The 22,847-nt window shown below is 69.4% G+C and carries 16 protein-coding genes; 7 read left to right on the top strand and 9 right to left on the bottom strand.

The annotated features are described in order from the left end of the window. Positions 1-7 precede the first annotated feature (7 nt). Both AW272_RS32170 and AW272_RS32175 read left to right on the top strand, forming a co-directional pair. Entirely contained in the window at positions 8-1,447 is a 1,440-nt protein-coding gene (locus AW272_RS32170) for a glycosyltransferase family 39 protein (RefSeq protein WP_066373222.1), read from the top strand. 149 nt (positions 1,448-1,596) lie between these two features. After that, the gene (locus AW272_RS32175) at positions 1,597-2,373 is read left to right on the top strand and encodes a polysaccharide deacetylase family protein (protein ID WP_066373223.1); all 777 of its coding nucleotides are present in this window, start codon (positions 1,597-1,599) and stop codon (positions 2,371-2,373) included. Here AW272_RS32175 and AW272_RS32180 read toward each other — a convergent pair. The 7 genes from AW272_RS32180 to AW272_RS32210 all read right to left on the bottom strand — a co-directional run bounded on the left by AW272_RS32180 (position 2,370) and on the right by AW272_RS32210 (position 13,290). Further along, complete coding sequence (locus AW272_RS32180; protein WP_066373224.1) at positions 2,370-4,757, bottom strand: alkaline phosphatase family protein; 2,388 nt, start codon at positions 4,755-4,757, stop codon at positions 2,370-2,372. The two genes, AW272_RS32175 and AW272_RS32180, sit on opposite strands and share 4 nt — an antisense overlap. Before the next feature lie 67 nt (positions 4,758-4,824). Continuing rightward, on the bottom strand, positions 4,825-6,267 hold the full coding sequence (locus AW272_RS32185; protein WP_083958945.1) for a DUF2079 domain-containing protein: 1,443 nt from the start codon (positions 6,265-6,267) through the stop codon (positions 4,825-4,827). A gap of 10 nt (positions 6,268-6,277) precedes the next feature. Further along, positions 6,278-7,939, bottom strand: coding sequence for a glycosyltransferase family 2 protein (locus AW272_RS32190; RefSeq protein ID WP_083958946.1), 1,662 nt, complete (start codon positions 7,937-7,939; stop codon positions 6,278-6,280). Then, positions 7,936-9,744 carry a glycosyltransferase family 2 protein gene (locus AW272_RS32195; RefSeq protein ID WP_066373228.1) on the bottom strand — a complete coding sequence of 603 codons (1,809 nt, stop codon included), beginning with the start codon at positions 9,742-9,744 and terminating at the stop codon, positions 7,936-7,938. The genes AW272_RS32190 and AW272_RS32195 overlap by 4 nt, the downstream gene beginning before the upstream one ends. After that, positions 9,741-11,267: a glycosyltransferase family 2 protein gene (locus AW272_RS32200; protein ID WP_066373230.1), complete on the bottom strand. Its 1,527-nt coding sequence runs from the start codon at positions 11,265-11,267 to the stop codon at positions 9,741-9,743. Before AW272_RS32200 ends, AW272_RS32195 begins: the two co-directional genes overlap by 4 nt. After that, positions 11,264-11,728, bottom strand: coding sequence for a hypothetical protein (locus AW272_RS43620; protein WP_066373231.1), 465 nt, complete (start codon positions 11,726-11,728; stop codon positions 11,264-11,266). The genes AW272_RS32200 and AW272_RS43620 overlap by 4 nt, the downstream gene beginning before the upstream one ends. 104 nt (positions 11,729-11,832) lie before the next feature. Further along, positions 11,833-13,290, bottom strand: a complete 1,458-nt coding sequence (locus AW272_RS32210) for a glycosyltransferase family 2 protein (RefSeq protein ID WP_083958971.1) — start codon at positions 13,288-13,290, stop codon at positions 11,833-11,835. A 208-nt stretch (positions 13,291-13,498) separates the two neighbouring features. Here AW272_RS32210 and thrC point away from each other — a divergent pair, with 208 nt between their 5' ends. The 5 genes from thrC (at position 13,499) to AW272_RS32235 (ending at position 20,157) form a co-directional block, all read left to right on the top strand. Then, complete coding sequence (thrC, locus tag AW272_RS32215) at positions 13,499-14,542, top strand: threonine synthase (protein ID WP_174551874.1); 1,044 nt, start codon at positions 13,499-13,501, stop codon at positions 14,540-14,542. 16 nt (positions 14,543-14,558) lie between these two features. Then, entirely contained in the window at positions 14,559-15,443 is an 885-nt protein-coding gene (gene thrB, locus AW272_RS32220) for a homoserine kinase (RefSeq protein WP_245657838.1), read from the top strand. A gap of 398 nt (positions 15,444-15,841) precedes the next feature. Beyond that, positions 15,842-17,866, top strand: coding sequence for a transcription termination factor Rho (gene rho / locus AW272_RS32225; protein ID WP_066373237.1), 2,025 nt, complete (start codon positions 15,842-15,844; stop codon positions 17,864-17,866). Positions 17,867-18,214: 348 nt separating this feature from the next. Continuing rightward, on the top strand, positions 18,215-19,507 hold the full coding sequence (locus AW272_RS32230; protein WP_066373238.1) for a sensor histidine kinase: 1,293 nt from the start codon (positions 18,215-18,217) through the stop codon (positions 19,505-19,507). Positions 19,508-19,512: 5 nt separating this feature from the next. Beyond that, positions 19,513-20,157, top strand: coding sequence for a response regulator transcription factor (locus AW272_RS32235; RefSeq protein ID WP_066373605.1), 645 nt, complete (start codon positions 19,513-19,515; stop codon positions 20,155-20,157). A 189-nt stretch (positions 20,158-20,346) separates the two neighbouring features. Here AW272_RS32235 and AW272_RS32240 read toward each other — a convergent pair whose 3' ends face one another. Together AW272_RS32240 and AW272_RS32245 are read right to left on the bottom strand one after the other, a co-directional pair. After that, positions 20,347-21,444, bottom strand: coding sequence for a hypothetical protein (locus AW272_RS32240; protein WP_066373239.1), 1,098 nt, complete (start codon positions 21,442-21,444; stop codon positions 20,347-20,349). A gap of 153 nt (positions 21,445-21,597) precedes the next feature. Next, on the bottom strand, positions 21,598-22,644 hold the full coding sequence (locus AW272_RS32245) for a hypothetical protein (RefSeq protein ID WP_066373241.1): 1,047 nt from the start codon (positions 22,642-22,644) through the stop codon (positions 21,598-21,600). Between the last annotated feature and the right edge of the window lie 203 nt (positions 22,645-22,847).

The raw sequence follows: 22,847 nt of genomic DNA on the forward strand, positions 1-22,847 counted from the left end.
TGCAGCGGTGCTCGACCTCGACGTACAGACATCAGGCCAGGTGAAACGGGAGGCCAGGGCAGACGTCGCGGTTCCGCTCGTGGCGGGGGCGGCCGGGACCGCCGCGATGGTCGCCGGGATCTCCACGCCCTCGATGTGGAACGACGAGCTGGCCACCTACAGTGCGATCACGCGGTCGCTCGGCGGTCTGTGGCAGCTCGCGCAGAACATCGACGCCCACTTCCTGCCCTACTACACGGTCATGCACTTCTGGGCCAAGCTCGGCGACGACCTGTGGTGGCTGCGGCTGCCGACCGCCCTCGCCGTCGGGGTCACCGCCGGGCTGCTGGCCGATCTGGGCCGTCGTCTGGGCTCACGCGCGGCCGGGATCTGGGCGGCCGTCGTGTTCGTGCTGCTGCCGTTCACCTCGTATCACGGGCAGAACGCCCGGCCCTACGCCTTCGCGGCGCTGGCGGCGGTGCTCTCCTTCTGGGCCCTCCACCGGGCGATCGACGGGACCGGGCGTCGGCCGTGGGTGACGTACACACTGACTGTGCTCTTCCTGGGGTGCACCCACCTCATGGCGGTGCTGGTGCTGCCGGCGCATCTGCTGGTGGCCTGGCGTTCCAAGCGCAGGTGGCTGATCCACGCGGGGATCGGGCTGGTGCCGTGGGCCGGGCTGGTCGTGCTGGGCACTCTCCAGAGTCAGGCGGTGAGCTGGATCGAACGCCCCGACTGGAAGACGTTCACCGGCCTGCCGGGCGCGCTGACCGGGTCGACGGCACTGGCGCTGCTGCTGATCGGGGCGGCGGTGATCGGGTCGGGCACGCCGCTGAAGCCCTGGCGGAGCGGGCTCTGGGTGTGGCTGCTGCTGCCCCCGCTGCTGCTGTTCGCCGTCTCCTGGGTCGCGATGCCCCTGTACGTCGACCGCTACTTCTTCGCCGCCGCCCCCGCCCTCGCCTTGCTGGCCGGACTCGCCCTGGCCCAGGTCAGACCACCCGCCGCGGTCGCGCTCCTGCTGGTCGGCGGGATCGTCGCGCTGCCCGACCTGACCCTCAACCGGGCCCAGGACGGCCGCCGCGAGGACTACCCGTTCGTCATCGACACGATCGAACGCGCCTACCGGCCCGGCGACGTGGTGATCTACGGCCAGGCCCCGCAGCGCGAAGGGGTGCTCTACTACCGCCGCTCGGCGGAGGGCTTCCCGGCCGACGTGCTGCGGCGCGGCGCCAGCCGGGTCCCCGGCACCTTCGGGTTCGCCGAACGCGGCGACCTGAACCACGTGCTGAGCCAGGCCACCCGCGTGTGGACGATCTGGCGCGGCAACCCCGCCCGGGGCGTCGAGGACCTCGGCCGGGTCGCTCCGGCCAAGCTCAGGTCGCTCACCGTGCTCGGGTTCGAGCCGGTCCAGACCTGGGAGCCGGACCGGTCCCCGGGCCTGATGCTGGTGCTGTTCATACGCAAGTGAACTATGTACCGATTGGGTCTAGCATCCGGTTCTCTGGGCAGAAGCCGCTAGCCTTGGTACCTCTCCCACCAATTGAACACAGGAGTCCTGTCATGCGGTCTTCGCTCCGCTTAGGAGCAGTGGGCGTTCTTTTGGGAACGCTCCTTCCGATGGTGCTGGTCGCCGGTCCCGCAGAGGCCGCACGACCGAAACACAAGGTCAAGACTGTGGTGGCCCTCGGTTTCGACGACGGTGACAGCACTCATTTCAAGGCCGCGCAGATCCTGCGGTCACACGGTGTGCGCGGAACGTTCTACATCAACAGCGGCGACCTCGACGCCAAGGGCAAACTGACCGTCGGCCAGGTGCGGACCCTCGTCCGCCAGGGCCACATGATCGGCGGTCACACCCTCCACCACGTGCGGTTGACCGATCTGACCGCGATCGACCAGCGGGTCGACATCTGCGCCGACCGGGCCGCCCTCCTCAAGCTGAAGATCCCGGTCACCACGTTCGCCTACCCGTTCGGCGCGAACAACGGCGACTCCCAGCACGCGGCCCGGTTCTGCGGCTACAACGCCGCCCGCACCGTCGGCGGCCTGGCGCTGGGCACGTGCGGCTACTGCGCCCCGGTCGAGTCGGCCCGCCCCGCACAGCTCTACTCGGTCCGGACCTACGGCTCGGTCAACCACGACACCACCCTGACCGACCTGAAGAAGCAGGTCACGGCGGCCGAGCGGGCCGGCGGGGGGCTGCTCCCGGTGGTGATCCACAAGGTCTGCGCCCGCGTCTGCGGCGACTACTCGACCACCGAGAAGCTGCTCGACGAGTTCCTGACCTGGCTCGACACCCGCAAGAAGCACGGCACGGTGGTGCGCCCGCTGGAGAGCGTCATCGGCGGCAAGGTCCGCCCGGTCCCCGACGAGTCGACCTGGCAGGAGTTCTAGGCCTCCCTGGTCAGCTCCGGGGGCAGACCGCCCGCTTCGACGGAGTTCTCAAGGTGGGCGGTGGTCTCCTGCGCGATCTGTTCGATCCGCAGGGCCCACCACTCCGGGGACTGACCGTTGGCGTGCACGGCCTCGTCCATGACGATCCGCTCCGCTTCGCCCATGGCGGTCATCTGGATCTGCCGGGCGGTGGGCCGGTCGCCGTTCAGCCCCACCGGGGCGGCGACGGGCTCGGGCAGCTCGGGCACATCGGCGCGGGGCCTGGTCCGGGTCAGCACCGGCCAGATCGTCGGCGCCCTTCTGATGCGCTCGTTGGGGCCCAGCATGTCCGGACGCGCGCCGACCCAGTCGCGGAGCGACGCGAGGACCGAGGTGTGGTCGAACTCGGCGCCGACGGTCAGCGCCTCCGGCGCCAGGTGGCCGGCGCCCTTCTGCCGTAGCGCCACGCCGAGCAACGCGCCCGGAGGCCAGGTCAGCGGGTTGGTATCCGCGTCGAACAGGCCCAGGCCGCCTTGCTGCGGCACGTAGTCGCCGTTCCAGTCGGGGTTCTCCATCCATTGCGGGTCGGAGCCGTCGGGCTTGGAGTGCCGCAGCTTCAGCGCGATCCGGTCGCCGGTGGCGGGGTCGTGGCCGGGCGGGGCCTTCTGATGGAAGGCGATGCCGGTGATGACGCGGCCGGGCGGGCAGATCAGCGGGTTGGTGTCGGCGTGGAAGGGGCCCAGGCCGCCCCGCTGCGGCGCGTAGTTGCCGTTCCAGTCGGTGTTCTCCAGCCATTGCGGGTCGGAGCCGTCCGGCTTGGAGTGCTGCAGCTTCAGCGCGACCTGGTTGCCGTCGGAACCGGGGGGCGCCTTGCGGCGCAGGGCCATGCCGGTGACGACCCGGCCGGGCGGGCAGATCAGCTCGTTGGTGTCGACGTAGAAGTTGACGAGGCCGCCCTGCGACGGGAAGCGGTTGCCGTTGTCGTCGTCGTTCCGGAGCCAGGCCTGATCCGGCGCACGGAACACGGTGCCCGGTTCGATCAACGGCGAGATCACGATGGCGGGCACCCGCGGTCCGTACACCCTGAAGGGGTTGAGTTCCCCCACGGGGAACTGGGGTGCGTAACCGTCCGGCGGCATGGCCGCAGGCGGGGGCACGTGGTCGTAGCAGCCGCCATGCTCGTCGTGGGTGATGATCAGCACGGTCCTGTTCCAGCGGGGGCCGGTGGAGAGCATCTGGTAGATCCTGCCGAGGAGCCGCTCGCCGTTGGCGACCGGGTGCGGCGGATGCTGGTCATTGTTGTCCAGCCCGTACGACGGCTCGATGAAGATGTATTCCGGGGGGAGCTTGAGCCTGAGGTCTTCCGGAAGGAAGAGCGTGCTGTTGGCCTGCCACTTCAGTTTCTGCGGCACGGTCCAGAACTGCCCGCTCAGCAGGGTGCCGACCAGGGCGGCGTCCTGGTAGGCGCGCCAGCGAATGCCCAGTTCGTCCAGCACGTCACAGATGGTGCGCTTCCCGGCGTAGGGCAGGACGTTCGGAATGCAATCTTCCGTGCCGGGCTGGTTGCAGTTGTTGAGACGGCCGAACGAGGTGCCGGCGTGCAGGAACGAGCGGTTGGGCCAGGTCTCGCAGGGGACGGAGCCGAACCATCGGTCACAGACGGCGAACTGCTCGGCGAGCCGGCTCATGACCGGCACCTGGTCCGGGGTGTAACACTCCATGATGACGTTCGCGTTGGGCGGCTTCTTGTGGGCCTTGTAGTTGGCCAGGAAGCCCCACATGTCGGGCTGCTGTCCCGACTTCGGGGTGGCGGTGCCGAACATCTGCTCCACGAACGAGCCGCAGATCTCGCTGGGGTTCGGGTCGGGTGTTCTGTCGTTCTGTGCCCCCTTCCGCACGTAGACCCGGTCGCTCTCCTTGGCGGTGTCGTGCGCGCTCGCGGGAACGGTGTTCCAGTAGGCCTTCTCCTTGAGACCGAGGTAGTAGGGCTTGCCGTCGGCCGGCTCCGGCAGATTCCGCGGCGGGACGTTGCCCGAGTCGGAGTAGAGCCAGCCGAGCAGGTTGTCGAACGACCGGTTCTCCAGCATCAGCACGACGAAGTGCTCGACCTTGTCCATCGGCGCGGGGTCGCCGAGATGGTTGTAGACGAAGTAGCCGTCGGTGTCCTTGTCGATCGAGACCTCGGTCATCCGCATCGAACGCGGTCGGTGCAGCATGTCGCCGAAGGCGCCCTGGTTCCAGAAGACCACCTGGAGCCGGTCGAACTTCGGCGAGAAGTCGCGCCGCTGGTGGGGTTCGAGCTTCTGGCGGGCCCCCCACGGAAACGTGGTGGCGGTGTAGAGCTTGTCGTTCAGGTGGTACAGCCCGAACCAGACGGTGTTGCCCGTTCTGTTTTCGACCAGCATGATGCGACCCCGGAGACCTGCGAAGAATGAGGCGGATATCAGCCCCGATAAATCGTGTTTTCCCAGGTCAAAAGGATGCGAAACGATGTAGGACGACGAAGCCGCCCTCATCGAAGACCGTCCGGTAGCCCGTCGAGCGGAGCCGTTCGACCTCGGCCACCTGCGCCTCGACGCTGTCGAACGGCGTCGTCTTCCAGCGGGTGAACGCCACGACCCACGGCGGGGTCTCGTACGACGGCTCCGGCTCCCACAGGATCACCGGGTTCCGCGCGGTCAGGCTCGCCCCCAGCGGCAGCGCCGCCGCCACCATCGGCCCTGGCGGCACCGTCTGGACGGCCCTGCGCGCGATGGTCACATAGGCGGGATCGGGCCCGAGTTCGGTCGCCGCGATCGTCCCGTACGCGAACAGCGGCATCGTCGCCAGCCCCGCCACCAGCGCCCCGGCCGCCCACGTCACCCGGATCCGGGGGCCGAACCGGGCGATCCCGTCGACGGCGGCCAGGAACAGCGGGATGACCAGGAACGCGTTGTAGTGGAAGGGGACGCCCCACCAGTGGGGATACGACGACAGCATGCGTTCGGCCAGCAGCGGCAGCGACAGCAGGGCCAGCGGCGACAGCAGGCACGCGCCCAGCACGATCAGCAGCAGCCAGCCCATCGTGACGAGCTTGTCCGACGGGCTGCCGAGCAGCGCGAGTGTCTGGATCGGGTGGGTGAGCACCTGGACCAGCGCCGACGCGGGGCCGTCGCCGAGGTCCTCGTAGCGCCAGTAGAAGCCGTCGCGGCCGCCGAAGAACGGGATGAGCACCTTGGTCGCCACCAGCACGGCCGCGACCCCGCCGACCAGAAGCGCGGCTCCGGCCCTGAACCTGCCGCGCGTCAGGAGGTAGAGCCCGAATCCGGCGATGACCAGGCCCATGTCCTCTTTCGTCAGGAGCAGCAGGGCGCCCATGACAATGGCGGTGCGGGTCCGGCCCGCGTCGTGCCGCTCGACCATCCACGCGATCAACATCGGCGCGAACGCCACCTCGTGGAAGTCGAACTCGACGGCCTGCGCGATCGGCCAGCTGACGACGTACGCGAAGGAGACCAGATAGGCGGCGACGGCGCCGAGTCGACGGCGGGTGAACAGCCACAGCGGCGGCACCGCCAGCGCGAACAGCAGCCCTTGCGCGAAGATCAGCGAGAACGGGCCGTCGTTGATCCAGTAGAGCGGGGCGAGCAGCGCCAGGATCGGTGACCAGTGGTCGCCGAGCAGCGAGAACCCCTCGTTGTGGAAGCCGTCGAGGTACTCCTTGGTCACCGAGGTCGGCAACCCGAACTCCGAGTAGCCGCGCACCCCCTGGTCGAAGATCGCCAGGTCGAGCACCCCGGCCCGCATGCCGCGCAGCTCCAGATACCCGACGAGGGTGTATCCGGCGGTCGCGACTAAGACGATCAGGCCGATCCAGAAGACATGACTGCGGGCGACCTCCTTGAAGTGGAGGTCGCGGCTTACTGTAAGGGTCATCCGAGGGCCATCAGCCGAGCAGCCGCCGGGCCTTGCGCAGCGCCCGCTTGAACACCGTGCGCTCGCCCTGCCGTTGCAGCCGCACCGTCTGCACCCGCCAGTTCTCCGCCTTCGCCCGCCAGCGCGCCGAGTCGGCGGTGCCCTTGGCGGCCTTCTTCTCCAGGACGCCCACCTGCCGTTCCAGCGCGTGGACCTGCTTCTGCAGCCGTCCGGCGGCGATCTTGCGGTCGATCGCCAGGGCCCGCCAGTGGGCCGCCTCGGTGTTGCGGCTCACGATGGGCGGCTTGACCGAGATGTCGACCCGGGCGAAGCCCAGCTCCTCGCCGTCCAGCCATTCGGAGCCGTAGAGCTCGTGGACGACGTCGTCGAACTCCTCGCCGTCCTTGATGACGTGGAGCGCGCGGGCGATGGCGCAGGTGCGTTCGAGCCGGGCGGTGACGATGCCCTCATGGGTCTCGGTCAGCGCGATGTGCAGCAGGCCGAGGTCGGTCTTGTCGGCCTTCTCGATCAGGGTGACCAGGGTCTGGGCGGCGACCGTCCAGCCGGGCGGGCAGACCAGCCGGAACGGGGCCGGGGCCGACGTCGGGCCGGCGTCCTCGACCAGCCTGACCCGGCCGTCGTGCTCGTAGGCGCCCTTGATCAGCCGTTCGTCCAGCCGGGGGTCGTCGAAGGGCGAACGGCGGCCGTCGTCGAGCGACGACCAGTCGCCCAGCAGGGTCACCCGTACGTCGGGGAGCGTGCTGACCAGCGCGGCGTCGGCGCCGCCGCGCACGTTCTCGAAGGAGGAGCCCCGGGTGTCGATGACCACGTCGACATAGGGCACCAGCCACTGGCGGCCGCCTTCGGTGCGCAGGAAGCGCCGGTAGGGAATGCGGTCGGCCACGAACGGCGCGTTGTACCTTTTCACCTCGGTCTGCCGGAGCATTAAAGTCGATCGGCCGAGGTGCCAGGCCGGCGCCTCGAGCTCGGGGACGAACACGGCGCCCGCCTGGGTGAGCCGGTAGCCGAGATCGGTGTCCTCGGCCAGCACGAGCGAGGTGTCGATGCCGCCGGCCTGGGTCCACAGGTCGTGGTGCTGGGAGACGCTGGCGCCGACATGCATCCGGTGCAAGATCGGGCTGGGCGCGGTGGTGAGGCCGTCGTACTCGTCGAGCAGCTTGTCCCACCAGGTGTGCCCCTCGCACTCCTCCAGCAGCAGGTCCTCCCGCCCGTCGCGGACGGCCTCGCCGAGCTCCCGCGCCGACGGCAGCACCGACGCCGAGGCGGTGAACTTGAGTGAGCCCAGCACCACCAGATAGTCGGCCGCGTGGTGCCACCGCATGTGGGCGCTGACATGGCCGCGCGTCGGGACCACGTCGCCGTCGAGCCGCAGCACGACCTCGCCGGTGGCGTGCCCGAACCCGGTGCGGATCGCCCAGGCGATGCCCCAGCCCTCGTTGGGCACCTCGCGCACCCACGAAGGCAGGTTCAGCGGCCCGCCGTCGTTGACGACGATCACGTCCATCAGGTGGGCCGGGTAGTCCTGGGCGGCCAGCCCGGCCAGGGTCAGGTCGAGTTTCCGCTGGCAGTCGCGGGCGGGGATGACCACGGTCACCGTCTTGCCGGGCCGCCACGAGTCGGGACACGGCGGCACCAGCACGCCGTAGTCGTTGCGGGGCACGCGAGCCGTCATGACCTGCCTCCCGGGAGCTCCATCAGGGCGTTGGGGCGGAAACCGCGCCACTGCCGTTTGTTGCGTTTGAGGAAGGTGCCGATCGGCTCCCGCCAGGTGTGCTCGGCGGCCTTGCCCCGTCTCAGGATGTAGCCGAGGCCGTGACCTCGGTAGATGGTTCCGCCCGCGGCCTGGACGGCGTGCTGGAACTGGGTGTCGACCGACCGGGGCAGCGGGCGGAAACCGCCCACGGCGTCGAAGGCCGAGCGGGTGGCCAGGATCGTGCCGCCCGCGATGAAGTTGGTGACCTGTTCGGTGATCTGCTGGTGGTGGACGGTCACGTCGATGGCCGCCAGATACACGAACTCCGGCGAGGTGCCCAGCACGTCGGCGCCGGTGTAGGAGTGGGCGAGCAGCAGGTCGGCCAGGAAGTCGGGGCCGTACCAGTCGTCGTCGTCCATCTTCAGCAGGAACGACCCGGAGGCCCGTTCTGCGGCGGCGTTCAGCACCGACCCGAAGGCCTGCGCGTGGGGCGCCTGGTAGACGGTCAGCGGCCGGTCGAACTTCTCGATCGCCGCCGCGACCCCGGGATGCTCGCGGGGCACCCCGTGCAGGGCCAGGACGACTTCGAGGTCGGCCTCGCGCTGGCGTCCGGCCTGTTCGAGCGCGAACGCCACCTGGTCGGGCCGCCGGGTGGCCAGCAGGATCGAGGTCGTCGGCAGGTACGACCCGACCGCGCCGAGCCGGGCCCAGCGCTCCTTGACGCCGTGGTCGCGCAGAGAGCGGCGTCGGAGCCGGATGCTGTGCTCCTCGCGGGTCAGGTCGTCGTCGAGGACGTTCGCCGGGGCCTGCAGCAGCGTGACGAGACCCGGGCCGAGAGCTCCCGCCCAGGCGGGAACCTCGTCGCACACCAGCGGAACCCCGGCGGCGGCCAGCGCGGCCACGACCCTGACGGCGGTCAGCGGGCCGGTGTGCCCGCGCCGCCAGTCGATCACGATCCCGCGCAGCTTGCGGACCCGGTCGACGTCCATGACCGTCACCGCGCCCGACCCGGCGATCCGGGTCAGCGTGTCGTTCCCGAGCTTGATCACCCACGCGTCGTCGTCGAGGGTGAGCCGGCCGACGCCCTTCGTCGGCACGCTGACGAAGCCCATCGGGTTGACCGACCGGTCGTCGACCGGGGGCACCAGCGCGGGGTCGGTCAGCCCCGCGGCCAGTAGTCTCTCCCCGCCGGGACGTCCGATCTCCTCCCAGCTCGGCGAGCCCGACCGGTCGACGGTGACGCCCTCGCCGGTCCAGGGGGCCGACGCGTCGGTGCGGACGACCAGGTCGCCGGCGGGCGCCCCGATGCGGATCGGCATCGGGCCCTTCGGGTCGGCGACGGCCGCGTTGGGGTCGCCGGGCCGCCAGTGGGCGGCGCCCGGACCGGCCAGCACCGGCACCGGCGAGGCGATGGCCTCCAGCCGGTTGCCGGAGAACGCGCGGGCCACGGCCGTGACCACCCGGCCCGAGGGGGTCGGGGCGTTGAACGTGACGTCGACCTGCCAGCCGGCGCCCTTCTTGAACGTGCGGACCTCGGTCAGCGCCCGCCACCGGTGGGCGGGGGTGAGCGACGGGCTGGGCGCGGTGAACCAGTAGGGCACCTCGGCGATCACCACCGACACCTTCGTCGCCTTGGGCAGCAGCGACTGCAGGGTCATCGCCCGGCGCAGGTCGGTGGGGGTCTTGGCGAGGATGGTGACTTCGGCGATCTCGGCCTCGGGGTCCAGGTGGATCTCCCCGTCGAGGTCGACGCCTCCTGCCACACCCACGGTGAACGTCGTCATCGACCCCTCCAGCGCCGCTTGGCCTGCGGCTGGGCGGCGAGTTTCTCGGCCTCGGCCTTCCACCGCTCGGCCTCGGCCTTGTACTTGCGCGCCTCCGCCTTGTGCTTCTCGGCCGCCGCGCGCCACGTCTGGGCGTCGCCCTTGATCGGCTCGGCCTCCGAGAGGGGGACGATGCCGAACTCCGCGCCGTCGACCCAGTGGGCGCCGAACAGCTCGTCGACCACGTCGTCGGCGTCTTCGCCGGGGAACAGGCGGGCCCGGTTGAACGCCGCCGTCCGCTCCAGGCGGGCCGTCGCCACGCCGTCGTGGGTCTCGGCGAGGGCGGCGCAGACCAGGCCGTAGCCCTTGGTCTCGGCGAGTTTGACCAGCCGGGCGACGCTGTCGGCGCCGAGCGACCAGCCCGCCGGGATCCTCAGCCGGTAGGGGGCCTTCGCCGCGCGGTTGACGCGGGGCTCGCCCGCGTAGAGGTTGCCGAGCAGCCGCAGGTCGAGCATCGGTTCGTCGAGCGAGGCCCGGCGGCCGGTGGTCAGCTCGTGCCAGGGTCCTTCGATGGTGACAGTGAGGTCGTGGATGGTCCCGGCCAGGGCGCTGTCGACGGTTCCCCTGGTCTCCTCGTAGGTGGTGGCGGTGGTGATCACCTCGACGTACGGGATCGAGTAGATCCGCCGTGGATGGGTGCGCAGCCAGCGGAGGTCGGGGATGCGGTCGGCGAAGAGGGTCCAGTTGTGCCGGTGCACCTCTTTTTCCCGGTCCATCACGGTGGAGCGGCCGATGTGCCAGCTCAGCGCCTCGGCGTCGGGGATGAACACGGCCCCGGCCTGGGCCAGCCGATAGCCGAGCTCGGTGTCCTCGCCCATGTTCATGGTCACGTCGACACCGCCCGCCCGCGCCAGCAGGGTCGCCCGGACCGAGGTGGTCGCGCCGGAGTGCAGGCGCGACGGGTTCGACCGCGCGTCGCGCAGGTGCCGCGTCTCGGCGAGCGTCTTCTCCAGCCACACATGAGGGTGGACGCTCGCCTCCGGGAACAGGTTGGCCGACCGGCCGGCCGCGGTTTCCGCGTAGACCTGCTCGACCGTCGGTTCCTCGGCGGACACGAAACTGATGGTCCCGTGCACCACGACATATCCAGCCAGATGGTGCCAGCGCATGTGGGCCTCGATGTGCTCCCGATCGAGCAGCATGTCGGCGTCGAGCCAGTGGATCACGTCGCCGGAGGCCGCCGAGGCCCCGGTCTGCCGGGCCGCGCCGCGCCCCCACACCCCCTCGGGCACCCGGACGATCCGGGTCCGATGAGGCGCCAGCGGCGGCAGCACGAGTGGGGGCCTGCTGCCGTCGTCGGCCACCACGACCTCGGTCAGATCGCCCGGATAACTCTGCGCGGCCAGCGCGGCGAGCGTGCGGTCAAGCGCGTCCTGACACTGGTAGGCCGGGATGACGACGCTGACGGACAGGCGCGGAGTCCAGGCGCCCAGCGGTGCCGGGCGCAGGGAGCTCCAGTCGTTGTGCCTGATCCTTGCCGTCAACGCTCGCCCACATCGGTCCTCACCCGGGGCGGCGCCCCGGTGATGCGGCGGATCTCCTTGATTTCTGCCTCGACCTCGTTGCGCAGGAACATCGCGTTGACCCGGTCTTCGCCGAGGGCGGCGAGCACCGCGCGCAGGTCGTCGTCGCGGCTGGCCGCGCCCTCGGCCAGCAGCCGGGACGCGCCGGCCAGCTCCTCGGAGACGGTGCCCAGGGTGGTGGTGACCCGCGCGAGGTTCGTCTCCAGCTTCTTCACCCTGGTGTCGATCCGCTGCGTCTTGCCGTCGAGGCGCCGCACGCTGAACAGGAGTATCCCGAGCCCGGCCAGGCACCCCGCGGACAGAACCAGCAGCAGGGCGTCGACGAAGGGAAGCACGCCCATCAGGACAAGGGCGGCGAGAGCGGCCAGCACGACCGTTCCGGTTGCCGCGCCGAGCATCGCCAGACGGCGGAGCGTGGGCATCTTTGTCAGCCTCCGTGTCAACAATGAATGAATCGGGATTCTATTAGAAGATCTCTCATGATTCGTTAGGTGGATTGCCGAGATTTTGCTGCGAAATTGACATGTCAGGATGTCAGACGGCGAAACAACCCTAGTCCTCTTCGTCGCTCTTGTGGCACGTCGGAGCCGGATTCCGGGCCGGGCCAGAAGATCGCCGGGGGAGTGCGCCGGACCCCGTGTGTCTGACTGATGACATCGTGTGGACTTTCGCCTGGGCGGGCCAGTAACACGGCGCGGGAAACCGCCTCGGTGCGTTCCATGACGGCCTCGGTCCCGGCCGGGGATTCGGTCACCAGCACGCCCAGTCGGCCGTCTGTCATCGTGCGTGTCATGCGCTCGAGAGTCTCGGTCGCGAGCGGCGCGTGCACCGAACCCCGGTAGCGGAACGGGACGGGGAACGCCGTCACCGGGGCCTCGTCGGCCAGGTGCACGCGGGGGTCGCCGCGCATGCTCTCGCGGATGAGGCGCAGCTCGAACTCCTGGCCCGACATGGCCTCGCCGCGCCCCGTCCTGATCGACGACCAGGGGGCGGTGAGCAGGACGCGCACGTCGGTGATCGACCCGGTCAGCGCCGTCTCGACGGCGTCCCTGGTCTCGCGCTCGGTCGCCTTCGACACGTCGAACACCACCTCGACGTAGGGCGTGTGCCACGTACGGCCGCGCTGCTTGCGCAGGTCGCGGCGGAGCGGGATGCGCTGGGCGTGGTAGGGCTCCACGGCCCGCACGGTGGCCGTGCGGTTGCGCTTCTGGGCCGGCACTCCCAGGTGGACGGCCCGCGCCGACAGGTCGGGTACGAACACCGCGCCGCCCTGGGCCAGCCGGTAGGCGAACTCGGTGTCCTCGCCTTTGTGCACCTCGGCGTCGAGCCCGCCGACCGACTGAAGCAGCGTGCGGTGCAGCGACAGGGTGGGGCCGGTCACGACGTGATAGGGGTTGCGGCTCTTCTTCATGCCGTCGAGCCGCAGGATGGTCCGCTCGGTGCTGCTCGGGGTCGCCTTCGACAGGTCGATCAGCTCGTCCAGCCGGTCTTCGAGCACGGCGTCCCGCACCTGGTCGGCGGTCAGCATGGGCGGTTCGACGAAGACCTTGGCGCCGATCGTGACCAGGTAGTCGGTCAGGTGGTGCCAGCGCAGCAGCCGCTCCAGATGGTCGCGGTAGATCACCATGTCGGCGTCGAGACGCTGCACGATCGTGCCGTCGGAGGCGGCGATCCCGGCGTTCACCGCGAACGCGGGCCCCCAACCGCCCGGTCCCGACCGGATGATCCGGGTGTTCTCGGGCCTGATCGCGGGCAGCCGCAGCGGCGGCAGGCTCCCGTCGTCGACCACGACGACCTCGGTCAGATGGGCGGGATAGGTCTGCGCCGAGAGCGCGGCCAGAGTGAGGTCGACGACGTGCTGGTTGCCGTGCGCGGGGATGACCACGCTCACCGGAAGGTGTGGCGCCCAGTGTCCGGCGTCCGGCGGCGACAGCGGCGAATAGTCGTTGTGGCGGATCCGGGGCCGGGCGTCAGTGCCCGTCACGATGGCCTTCTCCTTCACAGGATCGCCGGTCTGAGCGGAACGGTGATCGACAATAGCCAACCACTCTGGCATTTTCCTGGGAGCGTATATAGCCCGGACAAATCGGTCTTCTCGCCCAGCGTCCCACAGGGCGGACGCCGGATCCCGAATCTCGAACGTTTGCCCGTAGACTCGGTGCCCGATACCGCAGGTGACATGGAGGATCCGCATGTCCAGGGTTTGGCGTGGCCTCATCGAGGAATACCGCGACCGGCTTCCCGTGAGCGCGACGACGCCCGTTGTGACCCTTCTCGAAGGCGGCACCCCGCTGGTGCCGGCTCCGAAGGTCTCCGCGCTGGTCGGCTGTGAGGTCTTCCTCAAGGTCGAGGGCCTCAATCCGACGGGCAGCTTCAAAGACCGCGGCATGACCGTGGCCATCAGCAAGGCCGTGGAAGAGGGCGCCCAAGCCGTCATCTGCGCCTCTACCGGCAACACCTCGGCCTCGGCGGCGGCCTACGCCGTCCGCGCCGGGCTGACCTGCGCCGTGCTGGTGCCGCGCGGGAAGATCGCGATGGGCAAGCTGGCGCAGGCGCTCGTCCACGGCGCGAAACTGCTCCAGGTCGAGGGGTCCTTCGACGACTGCCTCGAGATGACCAAGAAGCTCGCGGAGAACTACCCGATCGCGCTGGTCAACTCGGTGAACCCGCACCGCATCCAGGGCCAGAAGACGGCCGCGTTCGAGATCGTCGACGCCCTCGGCGTGGCGCCCGACGTCCACTGCATCCCCGTGGGCAACGCGGGCAACATCACCGCCTACTGGCTGGGCTACCAGGAATACGCCGCCAAGCCGCCGAAGATGTTCGGCTTCCAGGCCAGCGGCTCCGCGCCCATCGTCAACGGCGCGCCCGTCACCCACCCCCACACCATCGCCACCGCGATCCGCATCGGCAACCCCGCGTCGTGGAAGCACGCCGAGGCGGCCCGCGACGAGTCCGGCGGCGTGATCCAGGCGGTCACCGACCGCCAGATCGCCGCCGCCTACAAGCTGCTGGCCCAGGGCGAGGGCGTGTTCGTCGAACTCGCCTCGGCCGCCAGCGTCGCCGGCCTGCTCCAGGCCCACGAGCAGGGCCTGCTCCAGCCCGGCCAGACGGTGGTCTGCACGGTCACCGGCAACGGCCTGAAAGACCCCGATTGGGCCATCTCGGGTGCCCCGTCGCCCGTGACCATCCCGATCGACGCCTACGCGGCGGCGGCCGCACTCGAACTCGCCTGACCTGCGGGAGCACTCTTTGACCGTTTTGGTGCGCACACCGGCGACCAGCGCCAACCTAGGCCCCGGGTTCGACACCCTCGGCCTGGCCCTCGACCTCCACGACGAGGTGACGGCCTCGATCGGCGGTCACGAGACGTTCGTCGAGGTCGAGGGCGCGGGCGCCGGTGAGGTCGACACCGGCGAGGGCCACCTGATCGTGCGGACGATGCGCCGCACCTTCGACGAGATGGGCGTCGCCCAGCCCGACGGGATCCGGCTGACCTGCGTCAACCGGATCCCCCACGCGCGCGGCCTGGGCTCGTCGTCGGCCGCGATCGTGGCCGGCATCCTGGCCGCCCGAGCCCTGTCGGGGGCCGCCTTCGACGACGACAAGGCCCTCGCGCTGGCCACCGCCATCGAGGGCCACCCCGACAACGTCGCGCCCTGCCTGCGCGGCGGGCTGACCATCTCCTGGGACTCCGGGGTGTGGAAACTGCTGCCGCACCGCGACATCCGGCCGGTGGTCCTGATACCGCCGTTCCGGTTGTCGACGGAAGAGGCGCGTGGGCTGCTCCCGGAGAATGTTCCGCATTCCGATGCCGCCGCGAATGCCGGCCGGGCCGCCCTGCTCGTCGCCGCGTTGACCGGAAAGCCGGAAAACACGGTGTTGCTGGCTGCGACGGAAGATCGGCTTCACCAGAGATACCGCGCGTCCGCCATGCCCCAGACCGCCGATCTGGTAGAACGTCTGCGGTCCAAGGGAGTGCCCGCGGTCGTTTCGGGAGCGGGTCCCACAGTTCTTGCGTTTTCTTCGCCGGAAACGCAGGATTTGATCGAGCCCGAAGTGGGTATCGACTGGCAAATCCAGCCACTGAACGTCGACCCTTCCGGTGCGACCGTTCAGTTTCCCGAGACACGCTGATGCCTCTTCGACCTTCAGGGAATAGCTGTGTGCGCCGGTGATGTTAGGCTGATAGCCGCACCAGGTGCCCCCGTGTTGGGTGCGTGCTTGTCATTCGCACATCGTGGCTCTTCGCACAGCCGAAGCCGCCGTGGCGATTTCCCTGAATCCACCTCCTCCATCCGCCGACGCGGCCGGGGGCGGCGTGTTCGGGGACATGCGCGTTCGAGCCACCTCGACATCTGGTCGGTCGTGGCATCCCGGGGGAACACCCCTGGGCGCCTACCGCTCGTGACTCTCGGCACCCGGCTCCATCGCACGAGATCCACGAAGCCCGACCCGGTCTGTCCCGCCGGGTCGCATAACCGGGACGGCGGAATCACACTCTCCGGCGCCCGACCCCTGGGAAGGACCCTTAGTTGAGCGACACCACCGAACTCCTCGCCGACGCACCCGTCGGCGATGCCCCCACGACCGCGCGCCGCCGCCGCTCCGGCACCGGCCTGTCGGCCATGGTGCTCCCCGAACTGCAGGCGATGGCCTCCGGTCTCGGCATCAGCGGCACCGGCCGGATGCGGAAGAGCCAGCTCATCGCGGCCATCCAGGAGAAGCAGGGGGCGACGGCGCAGCCCGCCGCGGAGAGCAAGCCCGAGCCCAAGAACGAGGCCAAGGCCGAAGCCGCCCCCGTCGAACGGCCCACCAGAGCCCGTCGGGAACGTTCCGCCGCCCGCGCCACCGCCGCGGCTCCCGTGGCCGCTCCCGCCGAGACCCCGGTCGAGGCTCCCGCAGAACGCGTCGTCGAGTCCGCCCCGCCGGCATCCCTCGAGCCTACGGTGCAGACGACCCCGACCGTCGTGGAGCAGTCCGAAGGCCCGTCCGACAGCCGTGACCAGCGCGGCGACCGCCGTGAGCGTCGTGGCCGCGGGGAGCGCGGCGAGCGCCGTGAGCGCCCCGACCGTGGCGACCGCGGTGACCGCCAGGACCGTCAGGACCGCCCCGAGCGGCAAGACCGGGTCGAGCGCAGTGACCGCAACGATCGTGGCGACCGTGGGGGCCGCAACGACGATCGGCAGAACACCCGTCAGGACACGCGCCAGGACGCCCGTCAGGACACGCGCCAGGACAGCCGCCAGGACACGCGCCAGGACAGCCGTCCGGACAACCGTCCCGACAGCCAGGGCCCCGGCGGCCCCGGCCAGGGCGGTCCCGACGACGACCCGCGCGGTCGTCGCGGCCGGTTCCGCGAGCGCAACCGCCGCGGCCGTGACCGTTTCGGCGACGCCAACGAGCCCGTGGTCAGCGACGACGACGTCCTGATCCCGATCGCCGGCATCCTCGACATCCTCGACAACTACGCGTTCGTCCGCACCAGCGGCTACCTGCCCGGCTCCAACGACGTCTACGTGTCGCTGGCCCAGATCCGCCGCAACGGCCTGCGCAAGGGCGACGTCATCACCGGCGCCGTGCGCCAGCCCCGCGACGGCGAGCGCCGCGAGAAGTTCAACGCGCTCGTCCGCCTCGACACGGTCAACGGCATGGAGCCCGACCAGGCCCGCCAGCGCCCCGACTTCAACAAGCTCACTCCGCTCTACCCGCAGGACCGTCTGCGGCTGGAGACCGAGCACAACATCATGACCACGCGGATCATCGACATGGTCTCGCCCATCGGCAAGGGCCAGCGTGGCCTGATCGTGTCGCCGCCCAAGGCCGGCAAGACGATGGTCCTCCAGGCCATCGCCAACGCGATCACCCACAACAACCCCGAGTGCCACCTGATGGTCGTCCTGGTCGACGAGCGTCCTGAAGAGGTCACCGACATGCAGCGGTCGGTCAAGGGCGAGGTCATCCACTCGACCTTCGACCGTCCGGCCGAAGACCACACCACCGTCGCCGAGCTGGCCATCGAGCGCGCCAAACGCCTGGTCGAGCTGGGTCACGACGTGGTCGTCCTGCTCGACTCGATCACCCGCCTGGGCCGCGCCTACAACCTGGCCGCCCCCGCGTCGGGCCGCATCCTGTCGGGTGGTGTCGACTCCACGGCGCTCTACCCGCCGAAGCGCTTCTTCGGCGCCGCCCGCAACATCGAGAACGGCGGCTCCCTGACGATCCTCGCCACGGCCCTGGTCGAGACCGGGTCCAAGATGGACGAGGTCATCTTCGAGGAGTTCAAGGGCACCGGCAACATGGAGCTCAAGCTCAACCGCTCCCTGGCCGACAAGCGCATCTTCCCCGCCGTCGACGTCGACGCGTCCGGCACCCGTAAGGAGGAGATCCTCCTCGGTAAGGAAGAACTCCAGGTCGTCTGGAAGCTGCGCCGCGTGCTCCACGCACTCGACATGCAGCAGGCGCTGGAGCTCCTCCTGGAGAAGATGAAGGAGACCAAGAGCAACGCCGAGTTCCTGATGCAGGTCCAGAAGACCACCGTCAGCAACGACCGCGACTAGCACTGAACTCGGAGCTTTCGAAGCTCTGTGATCGCTGTGCGAAAGAACCCCGGGCCTGTTCCGGGGTTCTTTCTTTTCTTCCGTTACGGCTCCCGCCTGGCCGGCCCCGCCCGCCGCTTCCGGATCCCGCCGCATCCGGCGCCGACCGCCCGCGCCCGCTTCGCACCGCAACGACGGAGAGATCTGGCGCAGACAGGCAATTGGGGCTGCCGGGACGGGAGATTCACAGGTTGGCGCGTGGCCTTCGGAGCCAGTGCTGCGAGACGACATAGCCGGGCAAAGCGGGGGTTATCCCTACCCCGGTCGCTCCATACCGTCGATGGCCTGGGCTTTGGCATCCTCAAGGGCATGGTGACGACGCGGAGACGGTTGCGGGATCGGGTCCCTTTCGGGCCGTGGGGCCCCTTGGGCGTGGCCGTCGACCCGGTGACCTGGAAGGCGGTGCCCTACTTCATCGTGGCGCCCGTCGTCGGGACGGCCTGTTTCGTCGGCCTGGGGTTCGCCCTGCCGCTTTCGATGGTCCTGGTCCTGGTCTGGGTCGGTCTGCCGATGCTGGCGGTGCTGATCCTGATCTGGCGCGGTGTCGCCGTCGTGGAGCGGCGGTTCCTCCGATGGACGCTCGGCGTCGACATCCCCGACCCGTACAAGACCCGGCCTGAAGGCGGCCTCTACGCCCACCTGCGCTGGCTCTTCGCCGACCTGGCCACCTGGAAGGACCTCGGCTACCTGCTGCTCCTGTGCCCGCTGGGACTGCTGGAGTTCGTCGTCGTGTTCGGCCTGTGGTCGCTGGGCCTCGAACTGCTGGGTCTGCCGCTCCCGATGGTCCTGAACGGCCGCGACATGACCTTCTGGTTCATCGAGGTCTCGACCGTGCCGTCGGCCGTCGTGGTCATGCTGTTCGGCGTGGTCGCGCTGTTCGCCTCCCTCTACGCCCTCAGGGGCGCCGCACTCGCCCACGCATGGGTGGCGCGGGCACTCCTGGGCACCGACGACCGCCGGTTCCTGCTGGCCCGCAACGAAGACCTGAGGGCCAGCCGGGCCAGGGGCGTCAACGCCGCCGAGGCCGAACGCCGCCGCATCGAACGCGACCTCCACGACGGCGCCCAGCAGCGCCTGTTGTCGGTCGCCCTGGACCTGGGCCGCGCGCAGGCCAAGTTCGACGACGACCCCGAGCAGGCCAGAATCCTGGTCGAGAGCGCCGCCGCCGGCGCGAAGGCGGCGATCGGCGAACTCAGAGACCTGGCCAGAGGCATCTACCCCGCGATCCTCACCGACCGGGGCCTGGACGCCGCCCTGTCGTCCCTGGCCGCCCGCGCGCCCGTGCGGGTCGAGGTGACCGTCGAGATCGCCGACCGGCCACCGGCGGCCGTGGAGAGCATCGCCTACTTCGTCGTGGCCGAGGCGCTCACCAACATGGCCAAATACTCCCGGGCCACCGAGGCGCAGGTCCGGGTGCGCAGGGCCCCCGACCGGGTGGTCGTCGAGGTGGGCGACAACGGCGTCGGGGGAGCGGCCGTCGTCCCCGGAGGCGGGCTCGACGGCCTGGCCGACCGGGCCGCCACGATCGACGGGACACTCACCGTCGACAGCCCGCCCGGCGGTCCCACACTCATCAGGGCCGAGCTGCCCTGCGTATGGTGACCGGCATGCGTGTCGTGATCGCCGAAGACTCAGTGCTGCTGCGCGAGGGCCTGTCCCGCCTGCTGGCCGACGGTGGCATAGAGACCGTCGCCGCCGTGGGCGACGGCCCTTCGCTGGTCGAGGCGGTCCGCGTGCACAACCCGGATCTCGCCGTCGTCGACGTGCGGATGCCGCCCTCCCACACCGACGAGGGCCTGCGCGCCGCCCTGGAGATCCGCTCGGCCAGGCCGGGCTTCCCGATCCTGGTCCTGTCGCAGTATGTCGAGGAGCGCTACGCCACCGACCTGCTGGGCGCCGGCGCGCAGGCCGTGGGCTACCTGCTCAAGGAGCGGGTGGCCGAGGTCGCGGAGTTCCTCGACGCGGTGCGCCGGGTCGCCCGGGGAGGCGCGGTGATCGACCCCGACGTGGTCGTCCAGCTCCTGGGCCGCCGCAGGCACTCCCACGACCGCCTGACCGCACGGGAGACCGAGGTCATGGGCCTGATGGCCGAAGGCCGCTCCAACAGCGCCATCGCCGCCCGCCTGGTCGTCTCGGAGGGCGCGGTCGAGAAACACATCTCCAGCATCTTTCTCAAACTCGCCCTCGACCCGGCCCCCGACGACCACCGGCGGGTGCTGGCGGTCCTCGCCCACCTCGGCCACCGGCAGTAAAAGCTTCTTCTTCCGTTACGGCTCCGCCCACCCCGGCACCGCCCGCCGCCCCCGGATCGCGCCGCATCCGGCGCCAACCGGCCGCGCCCGCCCGGCACAGTGACGACGGTGGAGAAGCTGGCGTGAACAGGCAAGAGGGGCGCCCCTTCCGGGACGCCCCTCCGTGAAGAACCGGTCAGCTGGAAGACGTCAGCGAACGTCGACGAGCTTGTACGGCGACAGCGCCGAGTTGGTCAAGCTGGTGGCGGTCGCCTGGAGACGCCAGTAGCCGTCGTACTTGGGCTTGACGGTCTTGCTGTACTTGCCCGTCGAGTTGGCGCCCACGTAGCCGACGAACTTCCAGGTCTTGGTGCCCTTCTTCTTGAAGTAGAGCTTGAGGATCTTCTTCGACCAGGAGCCCCACGAGCTGGTGCCGCGGTAGACCTTGCCGTAGATCTTGACCGACTTGCCCTTCTTCACCTTCGCGGGCGAGACGGCGATCGTGATCTTCGACTTGGCCTTGGCCTTGGCGCCGGGGCTGTTGACCGAGAAGCCCTTGACGAAGCTGTAGATCTTCGAGCCACGCGAGACGGTGACCTTCAGCTGCCAGTTGCCCGCAGGGGCCTGGTCGTCGAACGACGCCGAGCCGTGGTAGCTGTCGTCGGCCTCGAGGGCGCTGGGCAGCGTGTAGTAGGTGCCGTCGGAGGACTCGAAGCGGACGCCGGTCAGCTTCTCGTCGCCGTACTTCTCGAGCTTGAAGTTGGTGAAGACATCCACCTCCGAGCCCTTCTTCAGCACGACGGGGTCGGGGTCGACACTCGCCGAGTTGACCCGCGTCGCGGTGGCGACGGTGATCTCCTTCCAACCCTCGTAGGCCGGGGTAGTGGAGGTGGCGCCACCCTGAACCACGCCGATGCGGTACTGCCACTTGCCGGGCTTGTCCGACGACGACACCGGGATGGAGGCGGCGACGTCAACAGAGGCGACGGGCGTCGGAGTAGGAGACGCGGCGATCGTGGGGATCTCGGCCGCGGTGCCCTCGTGCGGGGTCGCGGTGGTGGCCTCGTCGGTCCTCAAGAACTGGACGTGCACACGGGCCGGCTTGTCGAAGCCCGCGGAGTAGGGCGAGGTGACCTTCACCTTGAAGGGGATCTTGTCGCTGCCGCTCGGGGGGATGAACAGGTCGGTGAAACCGGAACCGGTCGCATCAACAGTGGCGGCGTAGGCGGGTGCCGCAACGACGGCGCCGGTGGCGAAGAGCGCCGCCCCCGTTGCGGCCGCGACGATGAGCCGCAGGGTCTTTCGCATCAGAAGGACCTTTACATGAGTCGTTAGTGGGAGAAATGTGGCTTGTGAGACTAACGCGATATGGGCCCATGTGTGGACACATGGACCCATTCGTCTCCTGTGCGGCCTGCGTCAGGGGTTGGTGGCGCAAGCCGTACAGAAGGAACTAGGGAGTCAGCGAACGTCGACGAGCTTGTACGGCGAGTACGACGACTTCGTGAGCGAAGTCGCGGTGGCCGCCATCCGGTAGTAGCCGTCGTACTTCGGCTTGATCGTCTTGCTGTACTTCCCGGAGTTGTTGGCACCGACGTAGCCGACGAACTTCCAGCTCTTGGTGCCCTTCTTCTTGAAGTAGAGCTTGAGGACCTTCTTCTTCCAGACGCCCCACGACTTAACGCCGCGGTAGACCTTGCCGTAGACCTTGATCGACTTGCCCTTCTTCACCTTCGTCGGCGAGATGGACATCGTGATCTTCGACTTGGCCTTCGTCGGGGCCGACGCGGTCTTGCTGACCTTGAAGCCCTTGGTGAAGGCGTAGGTCTTCGAGCCACGCGTGATCGTGAACTTGATCTGCCAGTCACCGGCGGGAGCGTCGGTGCCCATCGTCACGAAGTTGTAGTAGCTCTTGTCGTCGCCCTCGAGCGAGGTGCCGAGCGAGTAGTACTCACCGCTCGACGGGTGCAGGGCGCGGACCTGCTTCAGCGTCTCGCCGCCGAACTTCTCGATCGTCGCGCTGAAGCCGACGTCGGTCGCGCCCTTGAGCACGACAGGGTTCGGGTCGATGCCGACGTTCGTCACACGGGTGGCCGCGGTGACCGTGAAGGTCTTGACGTCGGTCCACTCGGTGGGCGGAGTAGTCGCGGTGGGCGAAGGAGTCCCGGCGACGGGGAAGGGCTCCGTCGAGACCTGGAGCCTCCAACGGTCACCCGGCTTGTCGTTGTTCTGGACAGTGAAACTGCCGCTGATCTTCGACGGGCCCGTGGGAAGCGTGGTCACCTTCGCCAGCTGGGTGACCGTGGCGGCACGCCAGTTCACCGTGACGCCGGTTCCGGGGTTGTAGTCCGGGGTGACCCGGGCCCAGATCTTGTATGCGGGGTAGTACGAGTTGTCGGGCGCCTTCGTCTGGTGGTAGGCGCTCGCCAGGTCGAACGAGAACGACATGGTGTCCTGGGTGACCGGCGGGATGAAGGTGTCGTTGACGACACCGTTCGTGACGGTCAAGGCAGCAGAGGCGGGGGAAGCGGTAATGGCCGTACCGCTGGCGAAGAGTGCCGCCCCGCTGACGCCTGCAATGAGCAAGCGCAGGCCTTTCCTCATCGAAGCCCCTTACTGAGGTAATTTGAGGGAAAAGCTCGGGTTTGAGCACAGCGAGCCTAGTGGGGCCCCTGTGACCAGTCCACATGCGCGGTGACCTTCTCACGGAC

This window comes from Herbidospora mongoliensis, assembly GCF_001570545.1.
Classification (GTDB): Bacteria; Actinomycetota; Actinomycetes; order Streptosporangiales; family Streptosporangiaceae; genus Herbidospora; species Herbidospora mongoliensis.